At 27.8% G+C, this 14,967-nt stretch carries 14 protein-coding genes; 5 read left to right on the forward strand and 9 right to left on the reverse strand.

What is annotated here, in order from left to right:
* Nucleotides 1-17: 17 nt before the first annotated feature.
* Nucleotides 18-1,436 carry an SDR family oxidoreductase gene (locus ASUIS_RS12400; RefSeq protein ID WP_118887391.1) on the forward strand — a complete coding sequence of 473 codons (1,419 nt, stop codon included), beginning with the start codon at nucleotides 18-20 and terminating at the stop codon, nucleotides 1,434-1,436.
* On the opposite strand, the gene ASUIS_RS12405 is transcribed toward ASUIS_RS12400, so the two are convergent.
* Both ASUIS_RS12405 and ASUIS_RS12410 read right to left on the reverse strand, forming a co-directional pair.
* Nucleotides 1,433-2,824 (reverse strand): cobyric acid synthase, encoded by a 1,392-nt coding sequence (locus ASUIS_RS12405; RefSeq protein WP_118887392.1) that lies wholly within the window; start codon nucleotides 2,822-2,824, stop codon nucleotides 1,433-1,435. The two genes, ASUIS_RS12400 and ASUIS_RS12405, sit on opposite strands and share 4 nt — an antisense overlap.
* Nucleotides 2,817-3,977: a P-loop NTPase fold protein gene (locus ASUIS_RS12410; RefSeq protein WP_118887393.1), complete on the reverse strand. Its 1,161-nt coding sequence runs from the start codon at nucleotides 3,975-3,977 to the stop codon at nucleotides 2,817-2,819. Before ASUIS_RS12410 ends, ASUIS_RS12405 begins: the two co-directional genes overlap by 8 nt.
* Before the next feature lie 153 nt (nucleotides 3,978-4,130).
* Here ASUIS_RS12410 and ASUIS_RS12415 point away from each other — a divergent pair, with 153 nt between their 5' ends.
* The 3 genes from ASUIS_RS12415 (at nucleotide 4,131) to ASUIS_RS12425 (ending at nucleotide 8,027) form a co-directional block, all read left to right on the forward strand.
* The gene (locus ASUIS_RS12415; RefSeq protein ID WP_118887394.1) at nucleotides 4,131-4,589 is read left to right on the forward strand and encodes an RNA polymerase sigma factor; all 459 of its coding nucleotides are present in this window, start codon (nucleotides 4,131-4,133) and stop codon (nucleotides 4,587-4,589) included.
* 11 nt (nucleotides 4,590-4,600) lie between these two features.
* Nucleotides 4,601-5,563: a FecR family protein gene (locus ASUIS_RS12420; RefSeq protein WP_118887395.1), complete on the forward strand. Its 963-nt coding sequence runs from the start codon at nucleotides 4,601-4,603 to the stop codon at nucleotides 5,561-5,563.
* Between the two features lie 106 nt (nucleotides 5,564-5,669).
* Nucleotides 5,670-8,027 carry a TonB-dependent siderophore receptor gene (locus ASUIS_RS12425; protein WP_118887396.1) on the forward strand — a complete coding sequence of 786 codons (2,358 nt, stop codon included), beginning with the start codon at nucleotides 5,670-5,672 and terminating at the stop codon, nucleotides 8,025-8,027.
* 122 nt (nucleotides 8,028-8,149) lie between these two features.
* Here the strand turns inward: ASUIS_RS12425 and ASUIS_RS12430 are convergent, their stop codons facing one another.
* The 7 genes from ASUIS_RS12430 to cobT are packed head-to-tail and all read right to left on the reverse strand — an operon-like array spanning nucleotide 8,150 to nucleotide 13,339.
* Nucleotides 8,150-8,755, reverse strand: a complete 606-nt coding sequence (locus ASUIS_RS12430) for a hypothetical protein (protein WP_118887397.1) — start codon at nucleotides 8,753-8,755, stop codon at nucleotides 8,150-8,152.
* Nucleotides 8,749-9,762 (reverse strand): aminotransferase class I/II-fold pyridoxal phosphate-dependent enzyme, encoded by a 1,014-nt coding sequence (locus ASUIS_RS12435; RefSeq protein ID WP_118887398.1) that lies wholly within the window; start codon nucleotides 9,760-9,762, stop codon nucleotides 8,749-8,751. Before ASUIS_RS12435 ends, ASUIS_RS12430 begins: the two co-directional genes overlap by 7 nt.
* Nucleotides 9,759-10,505: an adenosylcobinamide-GDP ribazoletransferase gene (locus tag ASUIS_RS12440; RefSeq protein ID WP_118887399.1), complete on the reverse strand. Its 747-nt coding sequence runs from the start codon at nucleotides 10,503-10,505 to the stop codon at nucleotides 9,759-9,761. Before ASUIS_RS12440 ends, ASUIS_RS12435 begins: the two co-directional genes overlap by 4 nt.
* The gene (locus tag ASUIS_RS12445; protein ID WP_118887400.1) at nucleotides 10,502-10,996 is read right to left on the reverse strand and encodes a bifunctional adenosylcobinamide kinase/adenosylcobinamide-phosphate guanylyltransferase; all 495 of its coding nucleotides are present in this window, start codon (nucleotides 10,994-10,996) and stop codon (nucleotides 10,502-10,504) included. Before ASUIS_RS12445 ends, ASUIS_RS12440 begins: the two co-directional genes overlap by 4 nt.
* Nucleotides 10,996-11,595 (reverse strand): MarC family protein, encoded by a 600-nt coding sequence (locus ASUIS_RS12450; RefSeq protein ID WP_118887401.1) that lies wholly within the window; start codon nucleotides 11,593-11,595, stop codon nucleotides 10,996-10,998. The genes ASUIS_RS12445 and ASUIS_RS12450 overlap by 1 nt, the downstream gene beginning before the upstream one ends.
* A gap of 12 nt (nucleotides 11,596-11,607) precedes the next feature.
* Nucleotides 11,608-12,270 carry a GDSL-type esterase/lipase family protein gene (locus tag ASUIS_RS12455; protein WP_118887402.1) on the reverse strand — a complete coding sequence of 221 codons (663 nt, stop codon included), beginning with the start codon at nucleotides 12,268-12,270 and terminating at the stop codon, nucleotides 11,608-11,610.
* 1 nt (nucleotide 12,271) lies between these two features.
* On the reverse strand, nucleotides 12,272-13,339 hold the full coding sequence (gene cobT / locus ASUIS_RS12460; protein ID WP_118887403.1) for a nicotinate mononucleotide-dependent phosphoribosyltransferase CobT: 1,068 nt from the start codon (nucleotides 13,337-13,339) through the stop codon (nucleotides 12,272-12,274).
* Between the two features lie 207 nt (nucleotides 13,340-13,546).
* On the opposite strand from cobT, the gene ASUIS_RS12465 reads away from it, so the two are divergent.
* On the forward strand, nucleotides 13,547-14,953 hold the full coding sequence (locus ASUIS_RS12465; protein ID WP_118887404.1) for a DASS family sodium-coupled anion symporter: 1,407 nt from the start codon (nucleotides 13,547-13,549) through the stop codon (nucleotides 14,951-14,953).
* Nucleotides 14,954-14,967: the final 14 nt, after the last annotated feature.

Consider the following 14,967-nt stretch of genomic DNA (forward strand, 5'->3'; position numbering starts at 1 on the left):
ATTAAAAGGAGTCAAAAATGAAAGTACTACTAACAGGCTCAACTGGATATATTGGAAGAAGATTAAAACAGGAACTATTAAATGATGAAAATATAGAGTTAAAACTTTTAGTTAGAAATAAAAAAAGTATTTCATCTTTGAATGAAAATGCTCAAGTTATAGAAGGAGATACTTTTAATAAAGAATCTTTAAAAGAAGCTCTAAAAGATGTGGAAGTTGCTTATTATTTGATTCACTCTTTAAGTAATGAAAATTACAAAGACCTAGACAAAATCTCAGCTCAAAATTTTGTGGATATAGCAAATGAGTGTGGAGTTAAAAGAATCATTTATCTTGGTGGTTTGGGAGTTAAAAATGAAAATACAAGTGAACATTTACTTAGTCGAATAGAAACGGGAGAAATTTTAAGCTCAAATAAAAATGTTCAAACTATTTGGCTTCGAGCTGGTGTAATCATAGGTTCAGGAAGTACAAGTTTTGAGATTATTAGAAATCTAACAGAAAAACTTCCTATTATGACTACTCCAAAATGGGTAAATACAAAAGCCCAACCAATAGCTGTAAGTGATGTTTTATCATATTTATACATCTCTTTGTATTTGGATGTAAAAGAAAACTTGATTGTTGATATTGGAAGTGAACAATTAAGTTATAAAAATATGATGTTAAAAACTGCAAAAGTTTTAGGACTTAAAAGAATTTTAATTACTTTGCCTTTTATGAGTATAAATCTCTCTTCTTATTGGCTAAATCTTTTTACACCCGTTCCTTATGCCGTTGCAAAAGCTTTGGTTGAGGGAGTTAAATCAGAAGTAATAATTCAAAATGACCACGCAAAAAAATATTTCCCAAATATTATTCCTATCTCTTATGAAGAGGCTGTTTCAAACGCCATAAAAGAGATAGAAGCAAATCAAGTTATCAGCAGATGGAATGACAAAGGTGATGGAGTTTGGGAGAAAAACGCTCAAAATGAAATCTCAAAAGCAGTTTTTATAGATAGAAAAGAACTTGATATTTCAAATATAGAAGCTTCAAAAGTTTATCAATCATTTATAGGAATTGGCGGAGAAAATGGCTGGTTTGACTTTGATTTTTTATGGGAATTAAGAGGAATTATTGATAAATTAATTGGTGGAGTTGGACTCAAAAGAGGAAGAAGAAGCCAATGTGATTTAAGAATTAGCGATTGTTTGGATTTTTGGAAAGTTGTGGATTTACAAAAAGATGAAAGATTATTACTTTATGCCCAAATGAAACTTCCTGGAGTTGCTTGGCTTGAGTTCAAAATCAAAGATAACAAACTAATCCAATCAGCCTACTTTTATCCAAAAGGAGTTTTGGGAAGATTGTATTGGTATGCGTTGATTCCTTTACACTATTTTGTGTTTAATAATATGATAAAAAGTATAATCAAAAAGGCTAAAAACCTTTAGTTTATACTTTTTATTAGATATTCTATATCTAGTTTTGATTTTAAAGTAGAGATAAAATTATCCACTGTTTTTTTCTTATACTCTTGAAAATCAAAACCAATATAATCACTTTTTATTGATTTAAAATATTTTGTTCTAAATTCATTGTTATCAAAAATTTGATGTACAAAAGTACCTTTGAAATTTTGTTTTTCAAAAGATAGAGGATAATTTTTACACATACCATGATGTATTTCAAAACCATCAATTTTTTCACCAAATAAGTCATAAGATTTTTTCTCTAGGATTTTTTCTTTTTCAAAAGTGATAATATCAGGAATAAAAGCAAAACCCTCTTCTTTTGAAACTTCTTCATTTTCTAAAGCATAAATATCTTCAAGATTTTCAAACATCATTTCGTAACCACCACAAATGGCACAAATATCTTTTTTGTAGTTTTTAATTTGCTCAAAAAGTCCAGTCTCTTTTAACCACTTTAAATCTTTGATTACAAGTTTACTTCCTGGCAAAATCACTAAATCAAACTTTTCAAGTGAAATATTTGAACTCACAAACTCCACAAAAACCTCATCATCGGCAATCAAAGGCTCAAAATCGTTGTAATTACTCATATATGGATATGCAATAACTGCAATATCTAGTTTTTTATTTCGTGGTTGTTGAACAAAGTTTTTCAAACTTGCACTATCTTCAAATCCAAGATTAAAAGGTAAATATGGTAAAACTCCCAAAACTGGAATTTTAAAATCCTCTTCTATGATTCTAATTCCCTCATCAAAAAGAGTTAAATCACCTCTAAATTTATTTACTATTACACCTATTACATTTTTTCGTAAATGCTCTGGCAAGAGATTGTAAACTCCCCAAATAGAAGCAAAAACTCCACCTTTTTCTATGTCTGCTACTAAAATGATTTTTGTGTTGTATTGGGTAGCTATAAAAATATTTGATAAATCTTTATCCATAAGATTTAACTCTACGGGACTTCCTGCACCCTCGCAAACTACACAATCATACTTTGCATCCAAATAATCAAAACATCGCTTTACAGCTGGTTTAAGTAGGTCTAAATCCCTATAATATTCCCTAACATCTTTGTTAGTTACAACTTTCCCCTCAACTATAAGTGAAGCTGAACTTCCACGACCAGATTTTAATAAAACTGGATTTAGATGATAAGAAGTTTCCACACCCAACACCTCAGCTTGAAAATACTGAGCAATAGCAATCTCACTTCCATCATCACAAACATGAGAATTATTTGATACATTTTGAGCTTTAAAAGGAGCAACAGAAATACCCAAGTCTTGAAGTATTTTTGCTATTACAAAAGTTATGGTTGATTTTCCAGCGTCACTTGAAGTTCCGAAGATTGAGATGTTATTCATTTATTAGGATTCCTGATTCTATGAAGTTGTTGATTTTATTTATAACTTTTATATCCATTGATTCAAAATAACAGCAGTGTAATTTAATAGAAAAATATATACTTTTAATTTCTTCTTCTGATAAAACTTTACTGTCTATTCCAAGTTTCTTAATATTAAAATCTTTTTGATAGGAAGATTCTCTTTTAACTGATTCAATTACCATTGAAATTTCTTGATTCTTAAATGAATTAGAAGAACTAGTAAACTTATCTTTAAATTCAAGTTTAATCACTTTATGGTTTATAATGAAATTTATATTTAATTTAATTAAATAACGAATATACATATCAATCTTAGATTCTTTTGTTTCACTAATAATCCATTCAACTAAATTATCCAAAACTTGAATATAAATTCTCGCATTTAACTCTTGTGTTTCTTCGATAGTTTTTAAAATGATTTTTAAATATTTTTTTAATTTTGAATATTTAAAGTTATTACTATTATCTTTTTCAAAAATTATTGATTTAAATAAGTCTCTGATACTTGGCTCATATTTTAAAAACTTAGATACAGATTTCTCTTTTACATTTGAAAATATCTTTTTTTCTTCGCCTTCAAACACATCATCATTTAAAATAATTACAACTTTACAATTAAAATTTTGAGTTAATTGAGTAATAAATCCGAATAAGTCATTTAAATCTATGTTCTTTGATTTTCTTTCAAAGTCATCAAAACAGATAACTCCTCCATCACTTAAATAAGATTCTGCTTTTTTAAATTCAAATTTATTTTTTAAATCTGTTATTCCTTTTATGATACCTGATGATATTTTTTCTGGAGAATATTGAGAATAATAAGTAAATACTGAAAAGAATTTTGAAACTTTTTCATTTGGATTTGCAATAAATTCATAAGAATTATAAAGCAAATCATTTTGTATTGATTCAATAGTATTTTTCCCATATAAACTAATATAAGCATAAGACTTTCTTTTTTCTTTTAATTCTTTCTCAAAAATTTCAGTTGCAATAATATTCTTCCAAAAGTGAGTTTTACCACTTCCCCATTTTCCAGAAAGCATAATAACTTTACCATTTGAAATATCACTTTTTAAATAACCATTAGTTCCAACTAAATAATTTTCCAATTTTTGTTGATTCGACATTTTATTTCCAATAATTTTTATGTAGTTTATTATATTCATTGTCCATATAATTTAATATTAAAATTACTCTTTGCTTGTCTTGATGAGCTTTTAGATAAGTAATTTTTAAATCTTATTTTGATAACTTCTATCAAAATTAAGAAAAAGAAAAAGATGTTAGTTTACTACAAAGATATATTCAATTTTGTTACAAAACTTGTGGGAGATAAAGAAGCTGCAAAAGATATAACCCAAGAAGCTTATGCCAAATGCATAGAACTAGATTCAAACAAAGAAATTAATCGTTCATTTTTATATAAAGTTGCAAAAAATATTGTAATTGATGAATCAAGAAAAAACAAAAAAATATCTCAAATAGAGTTTCAAGAAGAGATATATTCTATCCCAAAAGATGAACAACCCGATGAAATTGTTCTTGAAACAAATCAATATGAAAACCTAATGAAAATAGTTGAAACTTTACCAAATAGAAGTAAAGAAGCTTTTTTATTACATACAATAGATGGTTATAGTAGAAAAGAGATTGCTTTTATGATGGGAATAAGTCCAAATGCAGTTGAAAAACATATAATAAGAGCTACAAAAAATCTGCAAGAAAAATTAACTAAATAATAGGAATAAAGTTGAAAGATAATATCAAAGACAAAGCTATATATTGGGTAACCTGTCAAAAAGAGGGATTAACCTTGCAAGAAAAAGAAGAATTAAATTTATGGTTAGAATCAAATATTGAACATCAAAAAGCTTTTGATGAAGTAAAAAATATCCATAATATATTTCAAAATATTCCAAAAGATTATTCACAAACTCTTAGCAATAAAGCTCACTATGGAGCAAAAAAAATCAAATTTGTAGAAAAAACTCTTAAACCTATTATTGCTTGTGCTGCTGTTATATTTGCTTTATTTATTGGTTATGATAATTTTATTCCAAACTATGAAAAAAATTATCAAACTCAATACACAAATCTAAAAAAAGAGCTTCTTCCTGATGGTTCTATTATTTCAATAGACACAAAATCAAATATTGGAATAACTTATTTTAAAAATAAAAGAGAAGTTTTATTACAAAATGGTCAAGCATTATTTGATGTTGCAAAAGATAAAAATAGACCTTTTATTATAACTTCTGGAAAAACATCTATTGAAGTTGTTGGTACAAAATTTGAAGTTATAAATTTAGACAATACTACAACAGTAAGCGTTTTAGAAGGTATTGTAAAAATTGGTCATATTCAAAATCAATTTTTTGAACCTCAAAATATAACTCATCTTAAAAAAGGAGAAAAGATTATCCTTGATAATACGGGGAAAATTCATTATCTTGGAGAAACTGAAATCCAAGAGATTGCTCCTTGGCAAAATAATGAATTGATTTTTCGTAAAATCACACTAAAAAATGCTTTTAAAGATTTTTCAAGATACCAAAATATTGAAGTTGAATTTAAAACAAAAGATATTGAAGATAGGCTTTTTAGTGGGAAATTTAATACTAAAGAAATAGATAAGTTTTTATTTGCTATTCAAAAAATATATCCTATTAAAATAAAAAAAGAACAAAATAAAATTTACATTAGTAAAATATAAAATTTCTAAATTTCTAAAAAATAGTGTCCGATTTTTTAATCCTATTTCGTTTTATAATTACGAGAACGATTCTCATAATTATTTATGAACATAACAAGGAAAAGAAATGACGAAATTACAATCTAAGATTATAACTTCTTCTATTGCAATATTACTTTGTAGTAATTTATTTGCACAAGAAACTTATACAATAAAAGATATGTCTTTAAAACAAGCACTAGAAAAAATTTCAAAAGAATCAAAACTTTCATATATTGTAGATGAAAATTTAATTGAAGGTAAAAATGCTGCAAATATAAATAATATAGAAGGCGTAAAAAATGCCCTTGATAAAGTTTTAGCTGGAAGTGGACTAGAAGCTACTATTGAAAATGGAACAATCATTATAAAAAAGAAAATAATAGTTGGAAGTGGAACAATTCTTGATGATATTTCTGTAACAGATAGTTATAGAACGGGAAGTGCTGAAGATGGATATGTTGTAAATGAAGTAAAACAAATTGGATTTTGGGGAGCAAAATCACTTCAAGATACTCCTTATTCTATGACAGTAATGCCCCAAGAATTAATTGAAAATTCTATTGCAGGGGATATGGATCAAGTTTATAAAATGAATCCTATTACTCAAACTGGTCCTACAACTTCTGTATATGGAACACCATATGCGACAATTAGAGGTTTTGGTACACAAACTGGAATTATGGATGGAGTAAGACTTTCTTCAACTTCATCTGGTATTAGTATGGAGGAATTAGAAAGTGTTGAAATATTAAATGGTCTTTCTGGATTTATGTATGGAGTAGGAAATGTTGGAGGAACAACAAATTATGTACTTAAAAGACCAACTTATAAACCTCTTACAAATTTAACTATTGGAAATTATGGGGCTGAACAATACTTTACACATCTTGATTTAGGAAATAAAATAGATGAAAAAGGCAAATTTGCTTATAGATTAAATACTTCATATCAAGATGGCGAGACATCAAAAGATGACCAAAATATTGAAAGAAAACTAATAAGTGGAGCTATAGATTGGAATGTTTCTGATGATTTATTATTACAATTAGAAGCTGCACATCAATATTACAAAGCAGAAGGAAGAGAACAAGCTTTTTATTCAGATATACCTAATGTTTTGCCTAGTGCAGATTCACTAGATATGAATAAAACATATGTTCCTAATAATTGGTTATATAATGAAACTGAAACAAATAGAGTTGGGTTAAATGCAAATTGGAGTATAAATGATATTTTTACACTTAGAAGTGCTTATTTATATAAAAAAGATACACGAGAACATACTCAAGCTTTTCCAACATTTACAACAACAGGTTGGAAATTACAATGGATGAGTAAAGTAAATCCAGTTGATTATATAGCACAAGGTACATATACTTATTTAGACAGTGAATTTAATACTTTAAATATTAAACATAAATTAACAATGGGAATTTCAGGTGATATTTTAGAACAAAGACAATATGAAAAAAATTCTATTTGGGCATCTACAACACCTTCTGATTTAACTCTTGATGATTTATTAAATTATCCTATACCTTCTGAATTTAATACAAGTGATTATGGAAAAAAATACAAAGCAAATAAATCAGAAAATACAAATATTGTAATTGGAGATGATATAGCTTTTAATGAGCAATGGGGTGCATTGATAGGAGCTAACTATACAACTATTGGAACGAAAGTTTTTAATGCTTCAGGAAAAGAAACATCTAAATATAATAAATCTGAATTAACTCCAACTCTATCTTTAATATATAAACCTTTTGAAGATTTAACAACTTATGTAACTTATATGGAAGCTTTAGAAAAAGGAACAATAGTTGGAAGCACTTATAAAAATGCAGGTGAAATATTAGAACCATTAAAAAGTGAGCAATATGAAGTTGGAGCAAAATATTCTGTTTCAGAAAATTTACTTTTAAGTTCATCATTATTTAGAATAGAAAAACCTTATGAATATTCAGATAAAGCTTTACCTATACCAACTTATGTACAAGATGGTAAAAGAATACATGAAGGAGTAGAATTAACTGTTACGGGAAAAGTAACTGACAATTTCACTGTAATTACTGGTGGAACAATATTAGATCCTAAAATTGACAAAAGTAATGACCCTAAACTAGAAGGGAAAAAACCAACTGGGACAGCATCAAAAATGGCAAAACTTTATGCTGAATATGATGTAGTTCAAATAAAAGGAATAACTTTAACTGGCGGAGCATATTATACGGGAAGTAGATTTGCAGACAATACAAATCTTCAAGAAATAGATGCTTATACTATTTATGATGCAGGACTTAGATATAAAACAAAATTAGATAAATATCCTACAACTTTTAATCTAAATATAGCAAATTTAACTAATGAAAGTTATTGGGCTTCAAGTGATACTTTAGGTATCCCAAGAAATATTGCTTATTCAATGAAAGTAGAATTTTAATAATAAAGAGACTTTATAAGTCTCTTTATTAAAATATTAGCTCATGGGTTCTAATAATTACCTTCTTTCCTTAGGTATAATGATTAGTCTCATTTAGAACCTATGACCTAGTTTTTAAAAACTTATTTATATTCCAAACTATTGATTAGCAACTTCTTATTTACAAAAGGATCAATAATTGCGTCTATTTCTTCAAAACTATATTTTAAAGGAAAAGCTATTTTAGAATTTTCAGCTGTGCTTTCTAAGATATAAAAGCTTTTATCATTTACATATAAAGCTTTTTTATTTCCCAATTTTTCTTCCATATTTACTATCACAAAAATATGTTTTGGCACTAAAACAAAATAGGCTTCATAACCTTTAACTTTTAGCATTGAAATCAAAAGGTTTGATTTATCATCACAATCTCCAAAGTTTTGATCAACTACTTGTTTTGCACTTCTTGCAATACTTTCATTTATTTTATATGGAATTGCTGTTACAAAATCAAGCATAGCTTGAACTTCACAAACTTTATTTGAAGCACAATCTTTTGTTAAATGATTTGCTAATTTTATGGTGTAATCATCTGTTCTTACTTGATTTACATAAGTTGCATCACCAATATCTATAAACTGGTTTTTAACTATAAAAAAAGAAGAAATTATCAAATAAATCACATAAACAATAAATATAGTTGACAATAAAAAAGAGAAATATTTTAGATATCTATTTTCTACTAACATATCTCTTTTAAAGCCTTTTGTAAAATCTCATTCGCACTTGAACTTTTCACTGCAATTCTTACAAATCTTTCGTTTAGATAATCAAAATTTGAGCAATCTCTAACCATTATTTTATATGCTTTTAGTTTTTCTTGAAACTCTTTTGCACTTAGATTTTTTAGTTTTATAAGCAGATAATTTGCGCTACTTTCAAAAATTTCTTCCACTAAAGCTGAGCTTTTTAAGATATTTTCTAACTCAATTTTATTTTTTATATTTATAGCTTTTGAAATATTTTTAAAAAGCTTATCATCTAATGCTGCTTGTAAATAGTTTGAATCAAACTGTGAGAGTTTCCACATTGGTTCAAATCTTTTTAGTTTTTGTATATTTTCTTTTGTTGAAACTATTGTTCCAACTCTTATTCCTGCACTTGAATAAAACTTTGTCATTGATTTTAGAATATACAATTTATCGTAAGTTTCTAGATATTTTATAGCGCTTGGTTTATCACAAAAATCCAAAAAGCTCTCATCTATTAAAATAGTACAAGATTTTTCTATCCAAGTTGTCATCAGCTCTTCTAAATCATAGTATTTTCCATCGGGAGTTGAAGGATTTACAAAAATCACCAAAGAATTTTCTTTTACATTTTCATTGATATTTTCAAATCTGTTTATTGTATTTAGTTCATATCCAAAATTTAAAGAGGCTTTTTTATACTCTAAATATGCAGGTGAATAAATAGTGCAAGTTTGTAAAGACAAATGTTTAAATAAAGTAAAAATCGCACTACTTCCACCGTTAAAAAGCTCAATTTGAGAAGTCTCAACCCCATAATTTAAAGCTATTTTTTCATACAACTTATCATAAGTTGGATACGATGAAATATCTAAAGTGTTAAAATCAATATTTATTTGAGGTTTTACAAAATTTATATTTGAAGATAAATCTATTATTTCACTTACATTACAACCCAAATCAAAGGCAAATTTTTCTATTTGTCCACCATGTTCAAATGTTTTCATAATATTATTGCCAGTCCTATATTTAAAAGTATTAATTCTGTGTGTTCAAGGGTGAATCCTAAACAATCACCATTTACAAAACCAAATTTTTTGTTTAAGATTTTTAAAATCATGTAGAAACTTGCCAAACTTAAAACAAATAAAACTAAAACATTTGAGCCAATTACAAATGCAACTATCACATAAAGTAAAGCAAAGATTTTTAGTTGAAAAATCCCAGAGTTTGCAAAAGCCAAAGATAAAAAACTATCTTTACTAAATTTAAAATATCCAAGTAAATAAATCAAATTTAATCTTGAAAACACACAAACAATCAAAAATAAAATATATTGTTTTTCATATAAAACATAAGTGATAATTCCAACTTTTAATAAAACAAAAGCAACCCCATACAAAGCGCCAATTGCTCCAATAGTTGATTCTTTCATGATTTTATAGGCATCTTTTCCACTATATGAAGCAAACCAAGCATCAACCACATCGATTATTGCTTCTGTGTGAATAAATCCATAAAGTGCTAGATATACAACTGCGCAAACAAAGGCAGAATATAAAGGATTAAAAAACTCATTTAAACAAAAATTTAATCCAATCACAAGTGAGGCTAAAATAGTGCCAACAAGTGGAAGTAAAACCAAAGTATATTTATAAGTTTCGTTGTTTATTTCCATATTTTTTACAAATACAGGAATTATAGAAAAGTATGAAAGTGCAAAGAAAAAAGCGTTTAATATTTGTTTCATTTTAATCTTCTTTCAAGTCCATATTTCACCTCATAAACCTCATCACAAAGTTTTGCTAATTCTTGTCCAATAAGCCCTGAAAAATCCACAAATCTTCGTGATTCTTTATCAAAAGGAATAATTCCACACGAAACATCATTTAAAATAAAAATGATATTTGCATCGATTTTGCAAATCTTTTGAAGTTGTATTTTTAGAGTTTCTTCTTTATTTTCAAGATTGTTAAAAAGCCACATAGAGACACAATCTATCAAATATGTTTTATTAACTTCAACTATTTTTGTCAAATCTTTTGGTTCTTCAATAGTGATAAAATCTTCTTTTCTCTCAATGATGTGTTTATCTATTCTATTTTGCATAGAATCATCACCAAAAGAGTTATCGTAAGTTGCCACATAATATGGCTTTTCATTTGTTGATAGTTCTAAAGCCTTTTTGATTCCCGCTTTTGTTTTACCAGATTTTTGTCCACCAAAATAAAATATTTTCATCATAATCCTAAAAAGTTTTTAATACCAGTAAATACGATTTGAGCAGAAAGTGCAGCTAAAAAAAGTCCTGTGATTTTTGAAATTACCAAAAGCCCTTGTTTTCCTATAATTCGTTCTATTAAACTTGAACTATATAACATAATTCCAATTACTAAAACAGCCCAAACAAGCGCTAAACTTCCCATAAGCATAGAAGAAGTATCTTCAAAACTTGCACCCATTACAAGTAAAATACCAATAGTTCCAGGTCCAATAGTAACAGGAATTGCCAAAGGAACTACGGCTAATTGAGAAATATCTTTGTTTCCAACTTTTCCACCATCTTTAGTTCCTTTTACCAAATCAACTGCTGCTAAAAATAGTAACGCCCCAGCTCCAATTCTAAAAGCATCAAGGGTAATCCCAAAAACTGAAAATATATGTTTTCCGAAAAAAAGTAATATCAAACTAATAACAACCACAGAAATAGTAACTTTTATAGCTAAAGCTTTTTTCTCTTTTGAAGTTGAATATTGTGTCATAGTCAAAAAAACAGACAACACAAAAAAAGGTGTCATAATAAAAAACATTTTTAAAAATGTTGAAATAAAAATATCCATTGTTATCCTAAATTAAAAATATTTCTTAATCTCTTGCGCCCAAAGTTTATAAGCATTTCCATTTAAATGTAAATCATCGGCTGTAAACTCTTTTTTTAACACTTTTTGTGGTGCAAAAATAGGATTTAGATTTATGAAAGTGATTTTATTTTCATTTGCATATTGTTCTAATCTTTTGTTTAACTCTTCAACTTTTGGATTAAAATCTGCTTTTCTAGTTTCCCCAATATAAAGTGTTGATTGAATATGTACTTTTATATTTTTATCTTTGAAAGTTTTGATTATCTTCAAATAATTTGCATAAATCTCATCAACTTCTTTTCCTCTCATAATATCATTAATACCAATCATTATGAAAACTTGTTGAATATTTAAAGAAATTGAGTTAAGTCTATCTAAAACTCCATTTGTTGTATCACCACTTATTCCTCTGTTTTGAACTTTATCATTATTTAAAAGCTCATCCCATAAACCTTCATCAGTTATAGAATCACCTAACATCATAGTCGTGTATTTTTCATTCATAGTTAAACCCTCAAATTGACTTTTTCTATTTTTATAATATGGATCATTTTGAATTTTCCACTCTTGAACTTTTGGTTCTTCTTTTTTTATATCAGTTGCCTCAAGACAAATGATTCCCGTTAAAAGTAACATTAATAATTTTAATCTCATTTTATGCTCCTAAAAAACTCTCAATTTTTTTTGTAATATCAATTTTTGATAAACTATTAATTGTTGCATAACACAATGCTCCACCACAACCTACACCCTCTTTTGCTTCACCTTCATCATAAAGTTTTAAAGCTGGATGCGAAGATTCACTAAAATCAAAATCACTTGCGTAAGCATTTATAGGAAAATCCAATTGTTCTAAAAGTGCTTTAATATCCGAATTTGTATCTTGTGCTATCCATTTTGTAGTACCTAAAGCAAGATTTGAAGAATCAATTTGTCCATCCATACTTCTTAAAATAGAATTTACAACCAATAAAACAGCAGCCATTTGAGTTCCACCTGCAAGAAGAATTTTAAGATTATTTGCCCTACTTCCAAGTATAAATCCAGCATTAAAAATAATCATATTATCACTAATGTCCGACAACTTTTCAAATAAATCAGCTTTTGAATCTAAGTTTTGTAAAGCTTTTTGGATTGTTTCATTTTTTATATTGCTTGGATTGTTTTTATATGAACTTGAAAAATATCCTTCACATTCATATCCCAAAGCTAAAGCTGTTGCATTAGCAGTTGTAGTTCCAGCAGGAATTGTTTCGGCTAAAATCACATAATCATCACTTGTTTGAAAATTTTGACCAAACTCCAAAGCTTTTTGAAAAATCTCCATCGCAGGGATTTTCGCACCTTCATCAATTCTATTACTTGATTTTATATCAAAATTGTGAACTTTGAAATAATCAATTTGAGGTAAAACATCCATTCCTAAATTTAATATTTCAATATTTGAAAAAGCTTTTAATTCATGTATTGCTCTTGTAATCAAAGCTGGTGTTGGAACACCTTTTGGAGTTTGTGCAATATTTTCCAAAGAACGAACTTCTTTTACACATAAAAATTCCGCATCTAAAGTTGGAGTTAAATATAACTTTCCAGGAATTCCAGCTTGAGAAATTTGTGGAATTTCGCAAGTTTTTGTAACACTTGCACTTAATAAAAATGTAGCTTTTTTACCTCTTAAGAATTCTAAAAAATCAACACTTCCTAAAATTGTTTCAAAGTTCATTTGAACCCTTTTTTATAATTTTTAGGAAGTATATCAAATGTTAGATAAATGCCAATTTTACATTAAATAATAAAAGTTAAATAACACAAATTAAAAAATTAATGAATATTTGTTCATTTTATGCGTAATTCAATCACTTTAGAAAATTTTCTAACCTTATTGTAACTTAAAAATAATATAATATATAAAATTTATTAGGAGGATTTTATGTCAAAACAAGCAATAAAAATGATTATTCCAATTGCGGTTTTAATCATTCTTTGGTTTATTCCTGCACCAACTGGATTAACTGAAAACGGTTGGCATTTTTTAGCAATATTTTTTGCTGTTGTTATCGGTCTTATTCTTGAGCCAGTTCCAGCGGCACTTGTTGGATTTACAGGTATTTCACTTGTTGCTCTTTTAGGATTAATGGGTAGTCCAAAAGATGGTATCTCGTGGGCATTATCTGGATTTTCGAATAGTGTTATTTGGTTAATTTTTGCAGCATTTATGTTTGCACTTGGTTACAGAAAAACAGGTTTAGGAAAAAGAGTATCTTTAATTATGATTAAATATATGGGAAAAAGCTCACTTGGTCTTGGTTATGCAGTTGCATTTTCAGATTTAGTATTGGCTCCATTTATGCCATCTAATACAGCAAGAAGTGGTGGTTCTGTTTTCCCCGTTGCTATTAATATTCCACATATTTTCGATTCATGGCCAGATAAAGATCCAAGAAAATTAGGTGCTTATATTACTTGGGTTGCAATTGCAACTACTTGTATTACAAGCTCTATGTTTTTAACAGCACTTGCTCCAAATCTTTTAGCAGTTGATTTAATTACAAAAAGTACAGGACATGCAATTAGCTGGGTAGAATGGTCATCGGTTATGTTACCACTTATGATTCCACTTTTTTTACTTACTCCTTGGCTTACTTATGTTGTTTATCCACCAACTCAAAAAAAATCTCCTGAAGCTCCAGCTTGGGCAACAGAAGAATTAAAAACATTAGGTGCAATTACTTTTAAAGAATATTTAATGGCAGGACTTGCAACTGTTGCACTTGTTCTTTGGATTTTTGGAACAGAGTTAGGTGTAGATTCAACAACAGTAGCTATTTCAATTGTTGCAGTTATGGTTTTAACAAATGTTATTACTTGGGATGATTTAATTTCAAATAAAGCGGCATTTGACGTATTAATTTGGTTCTCATCTTTAGTTGCTATGGCATCTGGACTTCAAAAAGTTGGTGTTTTAGCGTGGATTGGAACAAATACACAAGCAATGTTATCAGGTATGAGCCCAACTGCTCTTATAATTTCGTTACTTGTTTTATTTTTCTTATTACACTACTTTTTTGCAAGTGTTACTGCACATGTTACTGCATTAATTCCAATCTTTATGGCAATTGCAGTTAATTTATTAACTCCTGAACAAATTGTTCCATTTACAATTATTCTTGCAGGAAGCCTTGGTGTTATGGGAATTATAACTCCTTATGGAACTGGACCTTCTCCTATTTGGTATGGAGCTGGATATATTTCACAAGCTAGATGGTGGGCTTTAGGCGCAATGTTCGGAGCTTTATATCTTGGTGTTATGATTTTAGGTGCATTTATATTTATTTAGAAATTTAAAAGAGA

The organism is Arcobacter suis CECT 7833, assembly GCF_003544815.1.
GTDB classification, from domain to species: Bacteria; Campylobacterota; Campylobacteria; order Campylobacterales; family Arcobacteraceae; genus Aliarcobacter; species Aliarcobacter suis.

Excerpts from the sequence above, each read along its gene's own strand:
- ASUIS_RS12400 (WP_118887391.1), top strand. The coding sequence starts at position 18 with ATGAAAGTACTACTAACAGGCTCAACTGGATATATTGGAAGAAGATTA.
- ASUIS_RS12405 (WP_118887392.1), bottom strand. The coding sequence starts at position 2,824 with ATGAATAACATCTCAATCTTCGGAACTTCAAGTGACGCTGGAAAATCA.
- ASUIS_RS12410 (WP_118887393.1), bottom strand. The coding sequence starts at position 3,977 with ATGTCGAATCAACAAAAATTGGAAAATTATTTAGTTGGAACTAATGGT.
- ASUIS_RS12415 (WP_118887394.1), top strand. The coding sequence starts at position 4,131 with ATGTTAGTTTACTACAAAGATATATTCAATTTTGTTACAAAACTTGTG.
- ASUIS_RS12425 (WP_118887396.1), top strand. The coding sequence starts at position 5,670 with ATGACGAAATTACAATCTAAGATTATAACTTCTTCTATTGCAATATTA.
- ASUIS_RS12430 (WP_118887397.1), bottom strand. The coding sequence starts at position 8,755 with ATGTTAGTAGAAAATAGATATCTAAAATATTTCTCTTTTTTATTGTCA.
- ASUIS_RS12435 (WP_118887398.1), bottom strand. The coding sequence starts at position 9,762 with ATGAAAACATTTGAACATGGTGGACAAATAGAAAAATTTGCCTTTGAT.
- ASUIS_RS12440 (WP_118887399.1), bottom strand. The coding sequence starts at position 10,505 with ATGAAACAAATATTAAACGCTTTTTTCTTTGCACTTTCATACTTTTCT.
- ASUIS_RS12445 (WP_118887400.1), bottom strand. The coding sequence starts at position 10,996 with ATGAAAATATTTTATTTTGGTGGACAAAAATCTGGTAAAACAAAAGCG.
- ASUIS_RS12450 (WP_118887401.1), bottom strand. The coding sequence starts at position 11,595 with ATGGATATTTTTATTTCAACATTTTTAAAAATGTTTTTTATTATGACA.
- ASUIS_RS12455 (WP_118887402.1), bottom strand. The coding sequence starts at position 12,270 with ATGAGATTAAAATTATTAATGTTACTTTTAACGGGAATCATTTGTCTT.
- cobT (WP_118887403.1), bottom strand. The coding sequence starts at position 13,339 with ATGAACTTTGAAACAATTTTAGGAAGTGTTGATTTTTTAGAATTCTTA.
- ASUIS_RS12465 (WP_118887404.1), top strand. The coding sequence starts at position 13,547 with ATGTCAAAACAAGCAATAAAAATGATTATTCCAATTGCGGTTTTAATC.